Below are 20,716 nucleotides of genomic sequence, written 5' to 3'. Positions count from 1 at the left end.
GCGAGACTATCTGCAGGTCAATGACTCGTCTCGAAACTCAGCCGGATCACGTGATGCAGGAATTCCGCATCGATCAGCATGTTGAAGCCGACCGTGACCCTTTCCTCCTCGCGACGGATCAGCGTGCAGCCGATATCGTCATGGATGCCGAGGATCTCGAGGAAGAAATTGTTGGGCACCGGCAGGTTCGGGCTGACCTCGAGTTCCGCGCCGTACAGCGAGATGCTGCGGATCAGGCAGCGGAAGCTCGTCTTGGTGCTGAGATGATGACCGACGAAGATGATCTTGCCGGGACGATCGATCGAAAACTTCTCGAAAGCCTGGTCGCGTGAGCCGTGTGTTCTTGGGTCCTGGTCCATGATCAAGGGCATGACACCCTCCTGTTTCATTCCTACCATGTGACTATATTCCTCCTGCGCTGACACATTCTGAAACGGAATGATAAAATTCGACGGATAGGCAGGGATATCGCCGAAAAAACCGGAATTTGATCGCTGACGAGGCGGCTTTTCCTTGGCGGATGGAACAGCTGCGAACTCAAAGCGCGTAATCGGGCATGTCGCGTTGTTGACGGACCGGTGTCGCGGGGATACCCCTTTCGATCGGATCAATGGTGCTATCTCAAGGGAAACCATGATCGGTATGGGGAGCGAAACGTGACGGGCAGGTTGGTTATCATCGGTGGCGGGCAGGCGGGTTTTGCGCTGGCTGCGAAACTCCGGGCCTTGAAGGATGCACGGCCGATTACGATCATCGGTTCGGAAGACGTGATCCCCTACCAGCGCCCGCCGCTCTCCAAGAAGTATCTGCTCGGAGAAATGGAATTCGACCGGCTGACCTTCCGGCCTGAAAGCTGGTTTGCCGAACACGATGTCGAGCTTCTGCTCTCGACCTATGTCGAGGAGATCGACCGCGAGGCAAAGACCGTGCGCATGCAGGACGGCGCGGTCATCGAATACGACACTCTGGCGCTCGCCACCGGCTCGACGCCGCGCACGCTGCCGGCAAGCGTCGGCGGCGATCTCGACGGCGTCTTCACCGTGCGCGACAAGCGCGATGCCGACCTGCTCGCCGGCGAAATGAAGCCGGGCCGGCGGCTCCTTATTATAGGGGGCGGTTATATCGGCCTCGAAGCGGCGGCCGTTGCCCGCCATCTCGGCCTCGAAGTGACGCTGATCGAAATGGCCGATCGCATCCTTCAGCGGGTTGCTGCAAAGGAAACTGCCGACGTGATGCGCGCCATCCACGACAGCCACGGCGTGGTTATCCGCGAAAAGACCGGCCTGCACCGGCTGATCGGTGGAGGTGGCCCGGAAGGCAATCACGTGCGCGCCGCCGAGCTGTCCGACGGCAGCACGATCGATGTCGATTTCGTCATCGTCGGTATCGGCGTGAAACCGAACGACGAGTTGGCGCAGCAATGCGGCCTCGACGTCGGCAACGGCGTCATCGTCGATGAGTTCGCCCGCACTTCCGATCCCTCGATCTTCGCCATGGGCGACTGCGCCATGCTGCCCTGGAAGGGCAAGCGTATCCGTCTCGAATCGGTACAGAACGCCGTCGATCAGGCGGAAGCAGCCGCAGCGGTGCTCGCCGGCGGCACCACGCCTTATGACGCAAAGCCGTGGTTCTGGTCTGACCAGTACGACGTGAAGCTGCAGATCGCCGGCTTCAACCTCGGTTATGACGAGACCCTGGTGCGCAAGGGCGCCCGCGAGGGCAGCCTGTCGATCTGGTATTTCCGCGAGGGACGGTTCATCGCCGTCGACGCGATCAACGACGCCAAGGCTTATGTGAGCGGCAAGAAGCTGCTCGAAACCGGCATCGAACCAGACCGCGCCATCCTTGCCGATCCCGCCGCCGACCTGAAACAGCTCCTCGCCTGAAGGGAAACGCCATGCCGGCGCCGAAGAATCACTTCAAGGCCGCGCTCAAGGCCCGCCTGCCGCAGATCGGCCTCTGGCTGAACATGGGCGAGGCACTGACCGCCGAGATCGCCGGCAATGCCGGTTTCGACTGGCTGGTGATCGACGGCGAACACGGGCCGAACGACCTGCGGAGCATTCTGGCGCAATTGCAGGCGCTTGCCACCTCTCCCTCGGAAGTGGTCGTGCGCCCGCCGATCGGCGAGACGTGGGTCATCAAGCAGATGCTCGATATCGGCGCCCGCACGCTGCTCGTGCCGATGGTCGATTCGGCCGAGCAGGCGAGGGAGCTCGTCCGCGCCGTCCGTTATCCGCCCCGCGGAGTGCGCGGCGTCGGTGCCGCCGTTGCCCGCGCCTCCGGCTTCAACGCCATCCCCGACTATGCCGAGACCGCCGCCGACGAGATCTGCCTGATCGTCCAGGCCGAGACCATGGCCTCGATCCGCGACCTGGAGAACATTGCAGCCGTGGATGGCATCGACGGCGTCTTCATCGGCCCGGCCGATCTTTCGGCCGACATGGGTTATCTCGGCCGCATGGAGGCCCCGGAGGTCCAGGAGGTGATCGAGAAGGCGATCGGCACGATCGTGAAGTCCGGCAAGGCGGCCGGCATCCTCACCTTCAGCGAATCCCTGAACCGCCATTATCTCGATCTCGGCGCGAGCTTCGTGGCGGTCGGCGCCGATGTCACCGAATTTTCCGGCGCGCTGCGATCGTTGGCCGGCCGTTACGGCCGCGGTGGCGGGATCGGCAAGCAGCGTTCGGGCTACTGAGAATCACCAAAGCTGCAAGAATGGAATCGCTTGTTGCGATTCGCGTGTCATTGCCGATGGAATCGCATGACATTTCCATAAAAGACCTTGCCATCGATATCGTTTCCCAATAATCAGGCCCGACCGGAGAGGTGGCCGAGTGGTCGAAGGCGCTCCCCTGCTAAGGGAGTATACCCGAGAGGGTATCGTGGGTTCGAATCCCATCTTCTCCGCCATTCCTGGCTCCAAAGCGCCCGCCCCAATCCTGTATACGGCCCCCTTCTGTCAGCTTTCCAGCCCTTTTGGCAGAAAGGAATCGCTGGCGAATCCTGGTCGGCGCCTTGAGTCCTTCAGCCGCGTTTCCGTTGCGCTAAGTGACTGCGGCATAAGCTCTTTCTTAATAAAGCGTAAAATACCACCTAATGCGGCACCCTGCTTTGTGTCCTTTCAGCAACAGACTTATGGGAAGCGGGTACCGGAAGGGCACCCGATTGAAGTTCCAGATTGCATGACCTCCCCCGTCTTGTATTTTCAAATCCAGAAGCGAGGCGGTGGATCGTCCTTCTTCTAGCAATCGACGGGGATGGGGCAGGGAACGCTGTCCTTCAGCAAAAAGAACCCAGACCCATACGAAACTTTGACTGGAGGTCAAAAATGAACATCAAGAGCCTTCTTCTCGGCTCCGCTGCTGCCCTCGCAGCAGTCTCCGGCGCTCAGGCAGCTGACGCCATCGTAGCTGCTGAACCGGAGCCCATGGAATACGTTCGCGTTTGCGACGCTTTCGGCACCGGCTACTTCTACATCCCGGGCACCGAAACCTGCCTCAAGATCGGCGGTTATGTCCGTTTTGAAGCTAACATCGGCCAGGACGAGAACTCGTTCAACGACACCGACTGGGATACCTGGTCGCGCGTTCAGCTCGACTTCACCGCAAAGTCCGACACCGAGCTCGGCACGCTGACCTCGGTTGCTTCGGTTCGTTTCGAGGCCAACCAGGACGTTGCTTACACGTCCAACAGCAGCTCTAACCCGGCCTACATCAACGAAGCCTACATCCAGCTCGGCGGCTTCAAGGTTGGTCGTTACTACAACCCTTGGGATAAGGGTATCAACGGCGAATCCGATTGGAACTCCGGTACCCAGAACACTCGTATGCAGTCTGTCGGCTACTTCTACACGGGTAGCGCCTTCACCGCTGGTGTTCAGGTTGACGAACTGTCGCGTCTTCAGGGTCTTGGTGGCCAGAACGTCGGTATCGAAGCTATCGTAACTGCCAAGTTCGGTGGCGTAGCTTTCGACCTTCTCGGCGCTTATGATCTGGGTGCAGAAGAAGGCGCCGTTCGCGCCCTCATCTCGGCTCCGGTCGGTCCGGGCACCTTCCAGGCTCTCGCCATCTGGTCGAGCGGTCTCGGTGATGCGAACTTCGACAATGCCTACGCCAACCGTGGCGAATGGACCCTGGCGGCTTCTTATGCCTTCAAGGTCGGCGACAAGCTGACCATCACCCCCGGCGGTTCCTACATCTGGAATGCTGCTGACGGCGTTGGCGATTATGGTAACGACGAGGCTTACCGCGTTGGTCTGACGGTCGACTACACGATCGTTCCGGGCTTCACCGCAAAGGTTACCGCGAACTACAACCAGACCCAGACCGATGGTTTGACGTCGCGTGAAAACAAGTTCTGGAACGGTTTCGTTCGTCTCGATCGCACGTTCTAATAATAAAGGAACTCCCCCGGTTATCCGGGGGAGTTCTCTATAAATGGTTGGCCTCTATGCAGGGCCTCCACATGGGGAGTTGATATCGGGGGATAGGGCTGCTTTCGCGGCCTTTACGTGTTTGATCAATTTTTGGTCGGGCGCGAACTAGCATTCAGAGAAATTGACTGGAGGTCAAAAGAATGAACATTAAGAGCCTTCTTCTCGGTTCTGCAGCGGCTCTCGCGGCAGTTTCCGGCGCTCAGGCTGCCGACGCCATCGTCGCTGCTGAACCGGAGCCCATGGAATACGTTCGCGTCTGCGACGCGTTCGGCACTGGTTACTTCTACATCCCGGGCACCGAAACCTGCCTCAAGATCGGCGGTTATGTCCGTTTCGAAGTCGGCTTTGGCGAAGACACGAACGCCTTTAACAACGGCGACTGGGATTCGTACAGCCGCGCTCAGCTCGACTTCACGGCAAAGTCCGACACCGAACTCGGCACGCTGACCTCGGTTGCTTCGGTTCGTTTCGAAGCCAACCAGGACGTTGGTTACACGTCCAACAGCAGCTCACCCAACGGCGCCTATATCAACGAAGCTTATATCCAGCTCGGCGGTTTCCGCGTCGGTCGCTGGTTGAACTGGTGGGATGCAAACGACCTTCCGGGCGAACTCGACAACCTCGGTTCGAACCGTCTGCAGTCGATCTCCTACACCTATACCGGCTCGGCCTTCACGGCGGGCATTCAGGTTGACGAACTGTCGCGTCTTCAGGGCGTTGGTGGCCAGAACGTCGGTATCGAAGCTATCATCCAGGCGGCTATCGGCCCGGCCAAGCTCGAACTGCTCGGCTCTTATGACTTCGGTGCCGAAAACGGTGCTGTCCGTGCAATCGGCTCGGTTGCGGTTGGCCCGGGCACCTTCTACCTCTCCGGCGTTTGGTCGTCGGGTGACAATGCCTACTACGGCGTAACCGATACCGGTGCTGGTGAAGCAGCTGTGGCCGTTGCCTATTCCTTCAAGGCAACCGACAAGCTCGAAATCATTCCGGAAGCCCAGTACATCTGGAATACGGAAGTTGACGCAGACGGCGACTTCTTCGGCGACGATGCCTGGGGCGCTGGCGTAACTGTCAACTACCAGATCGTCGAAAACTTCGCTGCCAAGGTTGCTGTAAACTATCAGGAAATTGGCGACAACGACGGCACGGTACAGGGTATCGTCCGCCTGCAGCGCGACTTCTAATCTGATTTGATCGGATGAAGCTTAGAAGCCCGGCCTCGTGCCGGGCTTTTTGTTTTAAGGAACTTCGGCGGCAACGGGATGGTGGTTCGAAATGAATCCCGGGTGATTTTGGAATTCGGGAGCGGCCGTTCGCGTTCAGCCAGGCGCCGAGGCAGCGAACTACCGCGATGTGAGTTTGTCCATCGCCGGCGAGGCTACGGCAGCCAGTCGCATCCTTTATTCAAAAGAAGAGAAAATCGATCTCGATCAGACCGCAGCCTGATTACTGTCGCCCGAACCTCAGATCCGCCCCGATATCCGCCTTCTGCCCAAGCCTCACCTTGTAGACCTGATAGTTCTCCATCACCCGCTGCACGTAATTGCGGGTTTCGGGGAAGGGGATGCGCTCGATCCAGTCGACCACCTCGTCGAGGGACTTGCCGCGCGGGTCGCCGTAGCGGGTGATCCATTCGGGCACGCGTTTCGGGCCGGCATTATAGGCGATGAAGGTGAGGATGTAGGAGCCGCCGAACGTGTCGATCTGTTCGCCGAGATAATGGGCGCCGAGGGTGGCGTTGTAGCCCGCATCCGTGGTCAGCCTTGCTGCCGCGTAGGTGAGGCCGTGCCGCTTGGCGACGCCCTGCGCCGTGCCGGGCAGGATCTGCAACAGGCCGCGGGCGTTGGCGGGTGAAACCGCGCCCGGGTTGAAGGCGCTTTCCTGGCGGGCGATCGCATAGGCGAGCGCCTTGCCGGAACCGGCGATATCGGCACCGGCTGGAATGACGCCGATCGGGAAGGCAAGTGCGGCCACGTCGATGCCGCGGCTGAAGGCGGTCTTGCCGATCTGTAGCGACAGGGCGTGATTGTCTTCCGATTCGGCTCGGGCTGCGAGGATCGAGAGTTCCCCAGGGCTGGTCATCTCTTCGGCCAGCGCGCGATAAAGCACCGCGGCGCGTTTGCCATGGCCGGCATCTTCGAGCCTTGCGATCGCCCGGACGGCTTCGCGGTTTTCGAAATTCTGGCGGTCGGCTCCGCTCGGCGTCGGATAGGTGACGTCGAGCGACTTGAGGTCGAGCCGTGCGGCGGCAAGCTGGCCGTAGAACGTACTGGAGAAATGCGCCGCCTTGGCGAAGAACTCCTTGGCGCTGCCCGGTCCGCCGTCTTCCGCCGCGCGGCCGAGCCAGTAGAGGGCGCGCGACGCCGAAAGCGGCTTGTTCGAGGTATCGAGGATCTTGCGGAAATGTTTCTCGGCGGTTGCCGGTTCATGCAGCGCCCGCAGCGCATACCAGCCGGCGTGGAATTCCGCATCGACGATATCGGTGGAGGAGGCGGCGACATAGTTGGCCGCGGTCCGGTAGGCGAGCTTGAACTCGCCCTGGTCGGCAAGCCCGCGCGCCACGATGCGCCGCTCGTTCCACCATTCGCTCGTGTTGACAAGTTTTGCCGCCTCGCGCGGCGCCTTTTCGAGCAGGTCCGCCGCCTCGCGGTATTTGTCCTGCCGCCGAAGATATTCGACGCGGGCGAAGAGATAACCGGCATCCTCCTTCAGGGAGCCATCGATGCCGTTCAGCAGTGCCTCGGCATTCCGGGCATTGCTGATGACGGCGGTCCACGCCTTGTAGAGAGATTGCGCCTTGCCGAGATCGCCGAAACGCTTGGCCTGCGCCGCACGCCCCTTGTACATCAGGAAGTCCATCCGCGCCTTGTGGTCGGCGGTCGAAAAGAGCGTGGGGAATTCGGCAAGGATCCGGTCTTCGGTCGGCTTATCGAGCGTCTCGGTCTGCCAGATCTGCCGCAGCGGACGGGCAGCCTCCGCCTGTCTGGCCGAGGCGACCAGCGCGCGGGCCAGGATGATCGTGCCCTCGGTGGTTTCCGGCCGGGTTGAGCCGAAGGCGGCGAGCACCGTCGGGGCGGGCGGATTTTCACGATAAAGCGCGCGTTCGGAATTGGCGCGCAGGCCCTTCAGACCCGGCCAGCCCTTGAGTTCCGTCTGGGCCGCGGCGATCTCACCCGACGGCACGCCCGGCGCCCCGGATGTGGCGATCGCCCAGGTGAGGATATGCCGGTCGAGCGAGCCTTCGGCGAGACCGTTGCGTGTGGCAAGGGCGGCGGCGATGTCATTGCCGGCAAGCGCGTCGAGCCCGGCTTTCAGCTCGGGCGCCACCACCAGAGGACTGGTCCTCGGGATCGTTCCGGTCACGTCCGGCACAGGCATCGCGGCGGGCATGGTGATCGCGACCGGGTTTTCGGGCTTCATATAGGGAAGGGGGGCCACGCTCTCGGGCAGCGATGCCGCAAACGCATTCATGCTCGCAGCGCCGAGCCCCAGTGCTGCGAGGATCAGAACAGGCCTGTACATCCGGTAACTCGCGAAAATGGTCGTCCCCTTATTAGCCGCCAGCCACGTTAACGAAAGCTTACCACGTTTATGAAAATGCGCGGTTTCTTATATGAGATTCCATATGAAATCCCTGGCACTTGCGCTTGTCGCCGCTTTCCCGCCGCTTTATGGTGCGCGACCTGAAAGGCTTTCGGGAAGAAGATCGGCTGCGTCGCTGCCCGTCCAAAATTGTCGAGAGCCCTCATAGTCACGGATTGCGGCAGCAGAATGAACGCTGTCGATTGGGAGTTTTGCATGTTCAAGGGATCGATGCCCGCGCTGGTCACCCCGTTCACTGCCGATGGTGCAGTGGACGAGCAGGCTTTTGCCGCGCATGTGGATTGGCAGATCAGCGAAGGCAGCAGCGGTGTGGTGCCGGTCGGCACCACCGGTGAATCGCCGACGCTGAGCCATGACGAGCACAGGCGCGTCGTGGAACTCTGTATCGAAGTGGCGAAAAAGCGGGTTCCCGTTATCGCCGGCGCCGGCTCCAACAATACGCGCGAAGCCGTCGAGCTTGCCGTGCACGCGGAAAAGGCCGGCGCCGATGCCGTCCTCGTCGTCACGCCCTATTACAATAAGCCGACCCAGAAAGGCCTGATCGCGCATTTCTCGGCGATCGCGCAAGCGACGAAACTGCCGATCATCATCTACAACATCCCGCCGCGTTCGGTCATCGACATGTCGCCGGAAACGATGGGTGCACTCGTCAAGGCGCACCGGAACATCGTCGGCGTCAAGGATGCGACCGGCAAGATCGAGCGCGTCTCGGAACAGCGCATCACCTGCGGCAAGGATTTCGTCCAACTCTCGGGTGAGGACGCGTCGGCGCTCGGCTTTAACGCCCACGGCGGCGTCGGTTGCATCTCGGTGACGGCCAACGTCGCGCCGCGCCTCTGCGCGGAATTCCAGGCGGCGACGCTTGCCGGCGACTATGCCAAGGCGCTCGAATACCAGGATCGCCTGATGCCGCTGCACAAGGCGATCTTCCTGGAACCCGGCCTCTGCGGGGCCAAATACGGCCTCAACAGGATCCGCGGCATGAACCGCACGGTCCGCTCGCCGCTGGTCTCGACGCTGGAGCCGGCAACCGAGGCGGCGATCGATTCCGCTCTGCGCCATGCCGGCCTGTTGAACTGAGGCGCATCCGCGCTCGCCGCTTCACTTTCGGCATTGGCCGCATTACATAGACAAGTAACCCCGCTCATAGCCCATGGGCGGGGATTTGTTTTCGGATAAAGGGCGGAACGGAATACACCCATGGCCCCCAAAGGCAGCCAGCGCACGGTCAACAAGATTGTCGCGGAGAACCGCAAGGCCCGCTACAACTATGAAATCATGGATACCTATGAGGCCGGCCTGGTCCTGACCGGGACCGAGGTCAAGTCTTTGCGCGAAGGCAAGGCCAACATTGCCGAATCCTACGCCTCCGACGAGGGCAACGAAATCTGGCTGATCAATTCGCATCTGCCGGAATACCTGCAGGCCAACCGCTTCAATCACGAACCGCGCCGCCGCCGCAAGCTCCTGCTGTCGAAGCGCGAGATCAACCGTCTGCGCGCCGGCATCAACCGCGAAGGCATGACCCTGGTGCCGCTGAAGATCTATTTCAACGAAAAGGGCCGCGCCAAGCTCGAGCTCGCGCTCGCCAAGGGCAAGAAGCTGCACGACAAGCGCGAGACCGAGAAGGAACGCGACTGGAACCGCCAGAAGTCGCGGCTGTTGAAGTCGAACTGAACGACCGCGCAGCTCCCTCCGAAGCCGTTTTGCCCTAATCGCCCGTGAACTTCCGTGCCTCCCAGCCGTTAAGGGAGGCACCGGGGGAGTTCTCGTGCGGAAGACAAGCTATCCGAATATCATCATCGATGCGATCACGCGGCGGCGGATCATCGAACTCCGCTACAAGGGCGTAAAGCGCAGGGTCCGGCCGCATATCCTCGGTTATGTCGGCGAGGGCGCGCTCGCCCTCAGCGCCTGGCAGATTGCCGGAACGGGTTCCGGATGGCGCCTGTTTCATGTCGATGAGATCAGCGATTTGGCCCAGACCGAGGCGGGCTTCAGCAGCCCCGCGCGCGGATATAACCCTAACGATCCCGCTTTTTCGCGCATCATCGAACAGCTGTGAAATGTCGCCCCAGGAACAAAATCCGCACCATCCCGTTGCGTACGTCTTGGAAGCAAGCGGGCAACGGGGCAACGGGGCAATGATGCGAAAGAAAATCCTGACCTATGGCATGCTGGTGATCGGCTTCGGGGCCGCCGGCTATTTGCTCTATCACACCTTTCGCGAATACTCGCTCTCCGACATCGTCGAATCCGTCCGGGCTATCCCCACTTTCAACCTCCTGATGGCGCTCCTTTTCGCCTTCGGTTCCTATCTCTGCCTCTCGGGCTTCGATTGGGCCGGCGTGCGATATGTGAGGAACGACCTCGCCTATCCGAAGATCGGCCTTGCCTCCTTCATCGCGCTGTCGATCGGCCAGAGCGTCGGTCTTTCCGGCTTGAGCAGCGGCGCGCTGCGCTACCGCTATTATGCCCATTGGGGCATGAGCACCGAGGATGTGGCGAAGATCGTGCTGCTGTCGGGCGTCACGGTCGGTATCGGCATGGCGATGCTGTCGGGCATCGTCATGGTCCTCAACCCGAAGGATGCCGCCTCGGTGCTGGGCCTGGGCGAGGCGGTGATCGTCGCCATCGGTTTTGCCTGCCTTGCCGCAACAGCCGGTTACCTGGCGCTCGCGGCCTTCGTCCGCACCCCGCTGAAGATCCGTTCATGGACCTTCGAAATGCCGGTGCTGAAGATCGCCATTGCTCAAGTGGTGATCGGTACGATCAATTTCGCGCTGGTCTCCGCCTGCCTGCGCGAAGTCATGGCCGCCACGGCGGATGTCAGCTACCTCAAGGCCGCAACCGCCTTCGTGCTCGCCAACCTGGCGATATTGATCACCCATGCGCCGGGCGGACTCGGCGTCCTGGAAGCCACCGTCCGCCACGTCATGGGGGACCAGGCCTCCATCGGCTCGCTGGTCGCCTTCCGGGTGATCTACTTCTTCATCCCGTTCTTCATCGGCTTACCTTTGTCGCTGATCGTCGAGGCGATCTTTCGGGCCAGGAAGGCCAGGCAGCAGTCTCATTCCGCGCTTGAGTTCACCGAACCTGCATCCGTGTGAAGTTTCGGGGTATCACGGGCACGACACGTCGGCCGCGCCTCGCGCCAGACACTCCCTAACCCTTCCGCACCACCATCCGCCGCTCGTGCTCCAGCAGCCAGCGCTTGCGCCACAGCCCGCCGCCGTAACCGGTGAGGCTGCCGTCGGCGCCGATCAGGCGGTGGCAGGGGATGACGATGGCGAGCTGGTTGGCGCCGTTGGCGCCCGCCACCGCGCGGGTGGAGGAGGGCAGGTTGAGCCCGGAGGCGACCGCTCCATAGGTCGTCGACACCCCGGCGGGGATCGCCCGCAGCGCCTCCCAGACCTGCCGCTGGAAGGGGGACCCGTGCCCCGCCAGCCGCGTTTTGAACCCACGGTCCTCGCCGGCGAAATAGGCCTTCAGCTCCGCCTCGATCTGATCGATCGGCGGATGGCGTCCCATGACGATGCCGCTGCCTGTGAATTTCTGCAGTTTCGTGATTTCCGCCGGCAGCGCCTTGCGCTCGGCGAATTCGAGCAGGTGCAGGCAGTGCTGGTCGGCGATCGCCATCATCGGCCCGATCGGCGTTTCGATCCAGTCGGCCCTGAGCAGGATCTTGGTCCGCAGGCTGGCAGGCGCCGCCCCGAACAGCTTGGTCACCGCACTGCGGAAGCCGCTGCCGGATTCGTAGCCCGCATCGAGCTGCGCGTCGAGAACGCTCGCCCCTTCCTTCAGCGTTTCGGCCGCCTTGCCCATCCGCCTGAGCCGCGCGATTTCGAGGAAGCTCATGCCGAACTGACGCTTGAAGGCACGCCGTGCAGTGGAGGGGTCGATGCCGAGCGACACGACATCCCCCTCGCTCCAGCGGCGGAAAGGCTCGGTATCGAGCGCTGAAAGCAACCGCGTCACCATCGGATCCGCCTCGCCGAGTTTCAGCATTGGCCGGCAGCGGCTGCACGGTCGAAAGCCCGCTTCCAGGCATTCGGCGATCGTCTCGAAGAAACTGGTATTCTCGCGCTTGGGCTTGCGGGCCGGGCAGGTGAGGCGGCAGAAAATGCCGGTCGTCTTGACCGCCGCCCAGGCAAAACCTTCATAGGAGGCGTCGCGGGCGACCAGGGCATCATAAAGGGCATCGTCGGAGGGGCGTTCGAAAAGCATGAACCTTTTCTAGCCCAGAACGAAAAAAGGCGCCGCCGAAAAACGGGCGCCTATTCTTCTTTTTGATATTGCGAATGCCGGGTGATCAGAGATCGGTGGTTTCGGTCGGTTCCGCCGGACGTACCGGACGTTCGGACGGGTCTCGGCCGACTTCGGCCTTGAGCGACACGAGGTCGATGAAATGGTCGGCCTGGCGGCGCAGGTCGTCTGCGATCATCGGCGGCTGGGTCGCCATGGTCGAAACCACGGAGACCTTGCGGCCCCTGCGCTGCAGCGCTTCCACCAGCGTGGTAAAGTCACCATCGCCGGAAAACAGGACTAGATGGTCGACGGTCTCAGACTGTTCCATGGCATCGATAGCAAGCTCGATGTCCATGTTGCCCTTGATCTTGCGGCGGCCCATCGAGTCGGTGAATTCCTTGGCGGGTTTGGTGACCACCTTGTACCCGTTGTAGTCGAGCCAGTCGATCAGCGGGCGGATCGAAGAATATTCCTGATCCTCGATCAGGGCCGTGTAGTAATAGGCGCGTAGAAGATAACCGCGCTTCTGAAACGCCTTGAGCAATTTCCGGTAATCGATGTCGAAACCGAGGCTTTTCGAAGCAGCGTAAAGATTTGCGCCGTCTATGAAGAGAGCAATCTTCTCCCTTGGGTCAAACATGTGGTCTCCATCCCCTTTTCTTATGAACCTGCTTTGCAGGTGGAGACCTGGTCAATATAAGCCGAACCAAATCTCCGGAATAATCCACTACATTACGAACTATTCATATAACTGTCATTTATGGCACGATTCACAATAATCCAAGCAGCTTGAGGTTGAATTTCGCGGGCGCCCCCAGAAGACGCTGCGCCGCTTGTCAAAAGTCAATTATCAGGAAAAACTTGAATTTGCCGCGCAATGGCTGTATCGGGCGTATCAATTCCGGAAATCACCGATCAAAGGACAGGCAATGGCCCGTGTCACAGTAGAAGATTGCATTGACAAAGTCGACAACAGGTTCGAACTGGTCCTGCTCGCGAGCCATCGCGCCCGCCAGATCTCGCAGGGCGCTTCGATCACCATCGATCGCGACAATGACAAAAATCCTGTCGTCGCCCTTCGTGAAATCGCCGATGAGACGCTTTCCCCGGACGACCTCAAGGAAGACCTCATCCATTCGCTGCAGAAGCATGTCGAAGTCGACGAGCCCGAGCCCGATCCGGCTTCGCTGATCGCTGCCGGCGGCGTGTCCGTCGCTTCGGATCGCGACGAGGAAGACGACGCTCCGGAAGCCGTTACCTTCGACCAGATGTCGGAAGAGGAACTGCTCGCCGGTATCGAAGGCCTCGTGCCGCCGGAAAAGAGCGACGATTACTAAGCGAAACATTCGCTTAGCAAGTTTTCGTTCATTCTCTCGCCCTAATCTGCTTGAATGTTTTATGATGGCTGCGCCAATCTTCACGGTTGGCGCGCCATTTTCTTTTCGTCCGGTGCCCACTCGCAGGCACTGAAGCGGTATCGAGGACATTTTTCAGGATGATGCGGCAATACGAGCTCGTGGAGCGGGTTCAGAAATACAAGCCCGAAGCCAACGAAGCTCTGCTCAACAAGGCCTATGTCTACGCCATGCAGAAGCATGGCCAGCAGAAACGCGCCAGCGGCGACCCCTATATTTCCCATCCGCTCGAAGTTGCCGCCATCCTCACTGACATGCATCTCGACGAGTCGACGATTGCGGTGGCTCTTCTCCACGATACGATCGAGGACACGACCGCCACCCGCGCCGAGATCGACGAACTGTTTGGCGAGGATATCGGCCGGCTGGTCGAAGGCCTCACCAAGCTGAAACGCCTCGACCTCGTCTCCAAGAAGGCCAAGCAGGCCGAGAACCTGCGCAAGCTGCTGCTCGCCATTTCCGACGACGTGCGCGTCCTGCTCGTCAAGCTCGCCGACCGCCTGCACAACATGCGCACGCTGGAGCACATGAAGGCCGAGCAGAAGGCGCGCATTTCCGAAGAGACGATGGATATCTATGCGCCGCTTGCCGGCCGCATGGGCATGCAGGACATGCGCGACGAGCTGGAGGAACTGTCCTTCCGCTACATGAACCCGGAGGCCTACGAGACTGTCACCCAGAGGCTTGCCGATCTCGAAGCCCGCAACGAGGGCCTGATCAAGAAGATCGAGGACGAGTTGCGTGAACTGCTGATCGCCAACGGTCTCAAGGACGCCTTCGTCAAGGGGCGCCAGAAGAAGCCCTATTCGGTGTTCCGCAAGATGCAGTCGAAGTCGCTCTCCTTCGAGCAGCTTTCGGACGTCTACGGCTTCCGCATCGTCGTCGGCGACATTCCGTCCTGTTACCGGGCGCTCGGCATTGTCCATACGCGGTGGCGCGTCGTGCCCGGCCGCTTCAAGGATTATATCTCGAACCCGAAGCAGAACGATTACCGCTCGATCCACACGACCATCGTCGGCCCCTCGCGCCAGCGCATCGAGCTGCAGATCCGCACCCAGCTGATGCAGGAGATCGCCGAATACGGGATCGCCGCGCACGCGCTCTACAAGGACGGCCGAGGGGCGGTGAAGGGCGGGGAACTGCTGCCGAAGGAATCCAACGCCTATTCCTGGCTGCGGCATACGATCGAATCGCTGGCCGAAGGCGACAATCCGGAAGAGTTCCTGGAACACACCAAGCTGGAACTGTTCCAGGACCAGGTCTTCTGCTTCACGCCGAAGGGCAAGCTGATCGCCCTGCCGCGCGGCGCCACTCCGATCGATTTCGCCTATGCGGTTCATACCACGATCGGCAACACCACCGTCGGCGCCAAGATCAACGGCCGCATCATGCCGCTCGTCACCCGCCTCAACAACGGCGACGAGGTGGAGATCATCCGCTCAGGCGTGCAGGTGCCGCCTGCCGCCTGGGAAGAGATCGTCGTGACAGGCAAGGCGCGTTCGGCGATCCGCCGTGCCACCCGCATGGCGATCCGTAAGCAATATGCCGGCCTCGGCCACCGCATCCTGGAGCGCACCTTCGAGCGCGCCGGCAAGGTCTTTGCCCGCGATACGCTCAAACCCGCGCTGCCGCGTCTGGCGCACAAGGATGTCGAGGATGCGATCGCCGCCGTCGGGCGCGGCGAACTTTCCTCGCTCGACGTGCTGCGCGCCGTCTTCCCGGATTACAAGGACGAACGCGTCACCGTGAAGCCGGCCTCCGATGACGGCTGGTTCAACATGCGCAGCGCCTCGGGCATGATCTTCAAGCTGCCGAACCAGCGGCGTGTCTCGCCGGAGGAGCTCGAGGCAGGTCCCGATCCGCTGCCGATCCGCGGCCTCTCCGGCAATCTCCAGGTGCGGTTCGCGCCGAGCGGTGCCGTGCCCGGCGACCGCATCGTCGGCATCATGGAAAAGGACACGGGCATCACCATCTACCCGATCCAGGCTTCCGCCTTGCAGCGCTTCGACGACCAGCCGGAACGCTGGATCGACGTGCGTTGGGATCTCGACGAAGCCAACAAATCGCGCTTCCTCGCCCGCATCGAGGTCAACACGCTGAACGAGCCGGGAACGCTTGCGACCGTCACCCAGACGATCGCCCATCTCGACATCAACATCCGAACGCTCACCATGGGCAGCAACCGCGCCGCCGATTTCTCCGAGATCACCATGGAAGTCGAGGTCTGGGACCTGCGCCAGCTGAATCAGTTGTTGAGCCAGATGAAGGACCTGGATTGCGTGGCCAATGTGAAGCGGGTGTATGACTGAGGGATCGTTTGAAAGCGGGGCCGAAATTTAGAGGTGCCCGCGATTCAAGCCTCTGATGTGGAAAACAGCGAACCGGGCGTCGGTGGATGTCGGTGTTGATGTGTCTGGAACGTCCTTTGTTTGACGAGGCGAACGCCTTGTAGATTGACCCGACACATAGGAGATCGGAATCATGGCGCTGAAGCGGATGGACAACGTCGGAATCGTCGTCGAAGACCTCGCAGAGACGATTGATTTCTTTCGCGAACTCGGCCTTGAGCTTGAAGGGCGGGCGACGATCGAAGGAGAATGGGCCGGGCGCGTCACCGGACTGGGCAATCAGCATGTCGAGATTGCCATGATGCGCACGCCGGATGGCCACAGCCGGCTCGAGCTCTCCCGCTTCCTCACGCCGCCCGTCGTCGAAGATCACCGGAACGCCCCGGTCAATGCGCTCGGCTACCTCCGCGTCATGTTTACCGTGGACGATATCGACCAGACGCTCGAAAGGCTCCTCGCACGCGGCGCGCAGCTCGTCGGCGAAGTCGTCGACTATCAAGACGTGTATCGGCTCTGCTACATCCGCGGGCCTGGAGGGCTTCTCATCGGACTGGCCCAGGAGCTCGGCTGAGATCAGCCCTGCACCGTTTCCGCCTGGCTCACCACCGTTGCCGCCTCGCTGGCATCCCGCACGAAGGCGCCTTGAGCGCGCAAGGTCGACTGCAGCTCGGCGATATCCACATCCCGCGGCGTCACCCCACGATTGGCCGCAATACCCGCCGCGGCACCCGCCGCCTGGCCCGTCAGCCAGCACTGCGGGATCTCGCGCATGAAACCGTGGCTGTTCGCATCGCAGGAGATGTGGCGCCCGGCGGCCAGCAGTCCGTTCAGCCTGGCCGGCACGAGCGCCCCGTAAGACACCGACAGAACCGGGAATTTGGGCGAGACCGAAGGGCTGACGCCGATTTCGTCGGGCTGGATCGTACCGCTTGCCCACTGGCTGCGCTCGATCCGGCCGGCCCCCGCCAGCCGCCGTGTGTGCCGGACGCCGAGCTGCGGCGCGCTGAGCAGCATATAGGCGTCCTTGAATCCGGGGGCATGCCTTCTGAAGAATTCGCAATGCGACTGCATGAAGCGGTGCGAGCGGATTTCGACCTCGGTCATGTCGTCGACGTTGAGCGCGGAAAGGCCCGATTGCCGAGGCCCGAGGAACAGTGCGATGTCGTTGCGCCAGGAGACATATGGTGTCTGGAAGAACCCGAGTGTTTCGCGCCCGAGCGTGTTGAAGTCCGCGAAGGCCTGCTCTTCGGTTCCCCGGAATGTCAGCCATGTCTCCATGTCGACGCCACCCAGCATGAACCCGGTATTCATCGAATGATGCACGTCGCCTTCCTCTATATCGGCCTCGAAACTCGCTCCCGCACGGGCAAAAACGTCGCCGTCGCCGGTGCAATCCACCACGACCTTGGCCATAATCCCCTGGCGGCCTTCCTTGCTTTCGAAGATGACGCCCTGAACCGCGCCGTCTTCCACCACCGGCGTCGCCGCCCAGGAATGGAAGACGATCCTGACGCCAGCCTCGATCAGCATTTCCTGCGAGGTCAGCTTCAGCCGTTCGGGATCGATGGTCGGCGCCCAGGTGACGATGCCGTGGAAGGCGGAGGTGCGCAGCCGCCAGTATTTCGCCAGGTCCGCGTCCTGCACGCCCCAGAGGCTCCGGTCCGGCCCGGCGACGGCTTCGGGCGGCAGGCGGCCGAGAACCTCCTCGGCAAATCCGCGGATGACCTGCCGTCCCTCCCAGTCGGTCATCCGGTCGATCCAGATCACCACGCCTCCGGTGGAAAGCCCGCCGAGATGATTGTAGCGTTCCAGCACCACGACCTCCGCGCCGGTTCGCGCAGCGGCGAGTGCCGCGGCGGTTCCGGATGGTCCTCCGCCCACAACGAGCACGTCGCAGCGATGATAGACCGGAATGTCGCGCGCCTCTTCCCTGAGGACGCCCTCGCCGTTGCGGCGGGGGAAGACATATTGCCCTGATTCAAAGATGTCGGAGCTCAGGAAGCGGTTCTCGTTCTGGCGTATCTCCTTCACCGATACGTTGCGATCATTCATGGCATCCTCCTCATTTCCGCCGGCAGTCGCGCCCGACGAGCCCGAGGGGGGATTTAGCCAAGGAAAAGGCTGCTCGGAAAGACACCAATCCGCCGATAGAGCTTTCTCGATTTGGGCTAGGATCGGTCCCGTCGCGCGAGCAAAACGGCCGGGCGGTGGCTTCGAATCCCGAGCCGGCCGCGGTCAGCCGGCCGATGATGCGGCGGTAAACACAGCCAGCTGTGCGTCGAAAGCCCGCTTGTATGCGGGTCGCTCTTCGCCGCGGGCGACATAGGCGGAGAGGTTCGGATAATCGTCCAGCATATCCGATGACGCTTTCAACCGGAGCAGCACCGACACCATAAGAAGATCGCCGGCGCTGAACGCACCATCGAGCCAGTCGGCGTCTCCAAGGCGGCGGGAAAGATCGGCCAGCCGTTTCCGGATGCTGTCGTCGAGCGCACGCAGACGCTTTTCGTACCAGGGCTCGTCGCGTTCGAGGATTCTGGCGAGGCTGCGGTCGAAGATCGGCGGTTCCACGGTGTTGAGCGCGGCAAACATCCATGCGATCGCGCGCGCCCGGGCATTCGCATCGTCCGGCAGCAGGCCTCCGTGCCGTTCCGCGATATGGAGCACGATCGCTCCCGACTCGAACAGCGCGAGATCGCCTTCTTCATAGGTCGGAATCTGCCCGAAAGGCTGAAGTGCCAGATGCGCGGGCTCCTTCATCGACTTGAACGAAACAAGACGGACGTCGTAAGGCTGTCCCGCTTCTTCGAGCGCCCAGCGAACGCGCATGTCACGCGCCAGCCCTCTGCCACGGTCCGGCGACCGTTCGAAGGCGGTAATAGTAATGGTCATCGTCGTCCTCCATGGCTTGTTCGTCTTGAAGACGACCGGCTAAACGCGATTCCGACATCCGTGTTCGAAACAATACCTGCCGTCATATCAAATACCGCTCAAAGGCGCACGTTCCCTCTGTTCTGGAGTGTCGGCTTCTCCGCATGCTGGAACTCTGGAACTCAGACGATCGCCCATTTCCTGCGCATCCCCATTAACCCGACATGCTTCCCGCGCATGGCTGCCCGGCGGTTGCGGCGTTGGTAAAGCATGACGCCACGTCTTATGTTGTTGCAGTGCAATATTAGAAGGAAAGAAGACATCATGTTTGACTCAGTACGCAAGTTCGCCCGCGCTTTCCGCGTTCCCACCACCCAGGACCGTGAAGTCGCTTACCTGAACGAAGCAAACGACCGGATCGACCTCGAATACCGCATGCGCCAGATCGACCGCGGCATGTTCCGCAAGTCGGGTTTCTAAGCGACACGCTTCGACCAGCCACCCGTTCGCGCGGAAAATTGCCGCGCGGCAGTTGCAGGTCTTCGCGTGCCGCCTCGATGCGGTCGAAGACCCGATCACCTCCGCGAAAACCCTGTCTCATGCGAGACGGGCCAATTTTCGCCATCATCTTCGGCTTGGGCTAGGGCCTGTTCGATCGAAGATTCCCGCAGCCCACGGATGAATATCCCGCTGCAGAACCAGATGCGCACCCATGCCGTTTCGCCGCCGTACACCGCTTGCATTTCGTGAAAGACTGCGCCGTGCCGTCCTGCCTCCCAAGGGCTTTCGCCGCGTCCTCGAATATTATCGCCTGAAAGTGATGCGCATCGGCGGTTCGCCGCATGCGGTCGCGGCAGGGCTTGCGATCGGCGTGGTCAGCGCCTGGACGCCGTTTCTCGGCCTCCACATCCTGTTTGCGATCCCGCTCGCCTATCTGTTCGGCGGCAGCATGATCGCCGCGGCGCTCGGCACCACCTTTGCCAATCCGATTACCTGTCCGATCATCTGGCCGCTCACCTGGAAGATCGGCGAGACGATGCTTGGCAACGAAGCTGCCGGCCATGACAGTCTCGATCTCGGCAGGTTGTTTCACCACCTCGATGTCTCGCAGCTCTGGCGGCCGATCCTGGAGCCGATGCTGATCGGCTCCCTGCCGCCGGGCATCCTGTGCGGCCTGGTTTTCTATGCCGTCACGTATCTGGGCGTGCGCAGTTTCCGCAACCGGCGCCTGGAACGCTTGACGGCGCGGGCCGGAGCCCTCAAGTCAGTATAAAACTGACGAGAACCGGCCGGGCGCCGCAGGGGAGATTTCATGATCATCGGCATGGGCAGTGACCTCATCGATATTAGACGCGTGGAGAAATCCATCGAACGGTTCGGCGAGCGTTTCACCCATCGCTGCTTCACTGAGATCGAACGGGCGAAATCCGATCGCCGCCAGAACCGCGCCGCCTCCTATGCAAAGCGTTTCGCCGCCAAGGAGGCGTGCTCCAAGGCGCTCGGCACCGGCATCGCCCACGGCGTGTTCTGGAAGGACATGGGCGTCGTCAACCTGCCCGGCGGGAGACCGACCATGGTGCTGACCAATGGCGCCGCCGAACGTCTCGCGAGCATGATGCCGGCAGGCCACGAAGCGGTTATTCACATCACCATCACCGACGAATACCCTTATGCACAGGCCTTTGTGGTGATCGAAGCCCGTCCTCAGGCCTAATCGACCATTGCCGCCGCTTTGCGAAGGGTTTAGAGAACGCAAAACCGCTGGCAACAGCCGCGCCGAACAGAAAGACGTC

General features: G+C 61.4%; 20 protein-coding genes and 1 tRNA gene. 15 read left to right on the top strand and 6 right to left on the bottom strand.

What is annotated here, in order from left to right; genetic code table 11:
- Positions 1–17: 17 nt before the first annotated feature.
- Positions 18–371: a hypothetical protein gene (locus tag ABCW43_RS05265; RefSeq protein ID WP_345922409.1), complete on the bottom strand. Its 354-nt coding sequence runs from the start codon at positions 369–371 to the stop codon at positions 18–20.
- Positions 372–656: 285 nt separating this feature from the next.
- Here ABCW43_RS05265 and ABCW43_RS05260 point away from each other — a divergent pair, with 285 nt between their 5' ends.
- The 5 genes from ABCW43_RS05260 (at position 657) to ABCW43_RS05240 (ending at position 5,622) form a co-directional block, all read left to right on the top strand.
- Entirely contained in the window at positions 657–1,886 is a 1,230-nt protein-coding gene (locus tag ABCW43_RS05260) for an NAD(P)/FAD-dependent oxidoreductase (RefSeq protein WP_345922408.1), read from the top strand.
- Positions 1,887–1,897: 11 nt separating this feature from the next.
- Positions 1,898–2,698, top strand: coding sequence for an aldolase/citrate lyase family protein (locus tag ABCW43_RS05255; RefSeq protein WP_345922407.1), 801 nt, complete (start codon positions 1,898–1,900; stop codon positions 2,696–2,698).
- A 125-nt stretch (positions 2,699–2,823) separates the two neighbouring features.
- Positions 2,824–2,913: transfer RNA gene (locus tag ABCW43_RS05250), tRNA-Ser, on the top strand.
- Between the two features lie 418 nt (positions 2,914–3,331).
- A complete protein-coding gene (locus ABCW43_RS05245) occupies positions 3,332–4,396 on the top strand; it encodes a porin (protein ID WP_345922406.1) in 1,065 nt (354 codons plus the stop codon).
- Between the two features lie 182 nt (positions 4,397–4,578).
- The gene (locus ABCW43_RS05240) at positions 4,579–5,622 is read left to right on the top strand and encodes a porin (protein ID WP_345922405.1); all 1,044 of its coding nucleotides are present in this window, start codon (positions 4,579–4,581) and stop codon (positions 5,620–5,622) included.
- Positions 5,623–5,884: 262 nt separating this feature from the next.
- Here ABCW43_RS05240 and ABCW43_RS05235 read toward each other — a convergent pair whose 3' ends face one another.
- A complete protein-coding gene (locus ABCW43_RS05235; protein WP_345922404.1) occupies positions 5,885–7,960 on the bottom strand; it encodes a lytic transglycosylase domain-containing protein in 2,076 nt (691 codons plus the stop codon).
- A 276-nt stretch (positions 7,961–8,236) separates the two neighbouring features.
- On the opposite strand from ABCW43_RS05235, the gene dapA reads away from it, so the two are divergent.
- The 4 genes from dapA to ABCW43_RS05215 all read left to right on the top strand — a co-directional run bounded on the left by dapA (position 8,237) and on the right by ABCW43_RS05215 (position 11,151).
- Complete coding sequence (gene dapA / locus ABCW43_RS05230; RefSeq protein WP_345922403.1) at positions 8,237–9,121, top strand: 4-hydroxy-tetrahydrodipicolinate synthase; 885 nt, start codon at positions 8,237–8,239, stop codon at positions 9,119–9,121.
- 120 nt (positions 9,122–9,241) lie between these two features.
- On the top strand, positions 9,242–9,718 hold the full coding sequence (gene smpB, locus ABCW43_RS05225) for an SsrA-binding protein SmpB (protein WP_210011223.1): 477 nt from the start codon (positions 9,242–9,244) through the stop codon (positions 9,716–9,718).
- 94 nt (positions 9,719–9,812) lie between these two features.
- Positions 9,813–10,106 (top strand): WYL domain-containing protein, encoded by a 294-nt coding sequence (locus ABCW43_RS05220; RefSeq protein WP_345922402.1) that lies wholly within the window; start codon positions 9,813–9,815, stop codon positions 10,104–10,106.
- Between the two features lie 79 nt (positions 10,107–10,185).
- Complete coding sequence (locus ABCW43_RS05215) at positions 10,186–11,151, top strand: lysylphosphatidylglycerol synthase transmembrane domain-containing protein (RefSeq protein WP_345922401.1); 966 nt, start codon at positions 10,186–10,188, stop codon at positions 11,149–11,151.
- A gap of 55 nt (positions 11,152–11,206) precedes the next feature.
- Here the strand turns inward: ABCW43_RS05215 and ABCW43_RS05210 are convergent, their stop codons facing one another.
- Positions 11,207–12,268: a bifunctional transcriptional activator/DNA repair enzyme AdaA gene (locus ABCW43_RS05210; RefSeq protein ID WP_345922400.1), complete on the bottom strand. Its 1,062-nt coding sequence runs from the start codon at positions 12,266–12,268 to the stop codon at positions 11,207–11,209.
- 85 nt (positions 12,269–12,353) lie between these two features.
- Positions 12,354–12,929, bottom strand: coding sequence for a LabA-like NYN domain-containing protein (locus ABCW43_RS05205; protein WP_210011228.1), 576 nt, complete (start codon positions 12,927–12,929; stop codon positions 12,354–12,356).
- 289 nt (positions 12,930–13,218) lie between these two features.
- Between ABCW43_RS05205 and rpoZ the strand changes: the two genes are divergently transcribed.
- The 3 genes from rpoZ to ABCW43_RS05190 all read left to right on the top strand — a co-directional run bounded on the left by rpoZ (position 13,219) and on the right by ABCW43_RS05190 (position 16,623).
- Positions 13,219–13,626, top strand: coding sequence for a DNA-directed RNA polymerase subunit omega (gene rpoZ / locus ABCW43_RS05200; RefSeq protein ID WP_306864869.1), 408 nt, complete (start codon positions 13,219–13,221; stop codon positions 13,624–13,626).
- Positions 13,627–13,784: 158 nt separating this feature from the next.
- On the top strand, positions 13,785–16,013 hold the full coding sequence (locus tag ABCW43_RS05195; RefSeq protein WP_345922399.1) for a RelA/SpoT family protein: 2,229 nt from the start codon (positions 13,785–13,787) through the stop codon (positions 16,011–16,013).
- Between the two features lie 172 nt (positions 16,014–16,185).
- Complete coding sequence (locus ABCW43_RS05190; RefSeq protein ID WP_345922398.1) at positions 16,186–16,623, top strand: VOC family protein; 438 nt, start codon at positions 16,186–16,188, stop codon at positions 16,621–16,623.
- A gap of 2 nt (positions 16,624–16,625) precedes the next feature.
- Here the strand turns inward: ABCW43_RS05190 and ABCW43_RS05185 are convergent, their stop codons facing one another.
- Together ABCW43_RS05185 and ABCW43_RS05180 are read right to left on the bottom strand one after the other, a co-directional pair.
- Complete coding sequence (locus ABCW43_RS05185; protein WP_345922397.1) at positions 16,626–18,104, bottom strand: FAD-dependent oxidoreductase; 1,479 nt, start codon at positions 18,102–18,104, stop codon at positions 16,626–16,628.
- Between the two features lie 183 nt (positions 18,105–18,287).
- On the bottom strand, positions 18,288–18,944 hold the full coding sequence (locus tag ABCW43_RS05180; protein ID WP_345922396.1) for a glutathione S-transferase family protein: 657 nt from the start codon (positions 18,942–18,944) through the stop codon (positions 18,288–18,290).
- Positions 18,945–19,247: 303 nt separating this feature from the next.
- Between ABCW43_RS05180 and ABCW43_RS05175 the strand changes: the two genes are divergently transcribed.
- From ABCW43_RS05175 to acpS, 3 genes are all read left to right on the top strand, one after another.
- Complete coding sequence (locus ABCW43_RS05175) at positions 19,248–19,403, top strand: DUF3563 family protein (protein WP_080954080.1); 156 nt, start codon at positions 19,248–19,250, stop codon at positions 19,401–19,403.
- 232 nt (positions 19,404–19,635) lie between these two features.
- Positions 19,636–20,196 (top strand): DUF2062 domain-containing protein, encoded by a 561-nt coding sequence (locus ABCW43_RS05170; protein WP_345922395.1) that lies wholly within the window; start codon positions 19,636–19,638, stop codon positions 20,194–20,196.
- Positions 20,197–20,235: 39 nt separating this feature from the next.
- Entirely contained in the window at positions 20,236–20,637 is a 402-nt protein-coding gene (gene acpS, locus ABCW43_RS05165; protein WP_345922394.1) for a holo-ACP synthase, read from the top strand.
- Positions 20,638–20,716 lie beyond the last annotated feature (79 nt).

Source organism: Neorhizobium tunisiense (genome assembly GCF_039631515.1).
Taxonomy (GTDB): Bacteria; Pseudomonadota; Alphaproteobacteria; order Rhizobiales; family Rhizobiaceae; genus Neorhizobium.
Note: the sequence above shows the minus strand (reverse complement) of the source record. Positions and strands in the feature narration are given on the sequence as shown.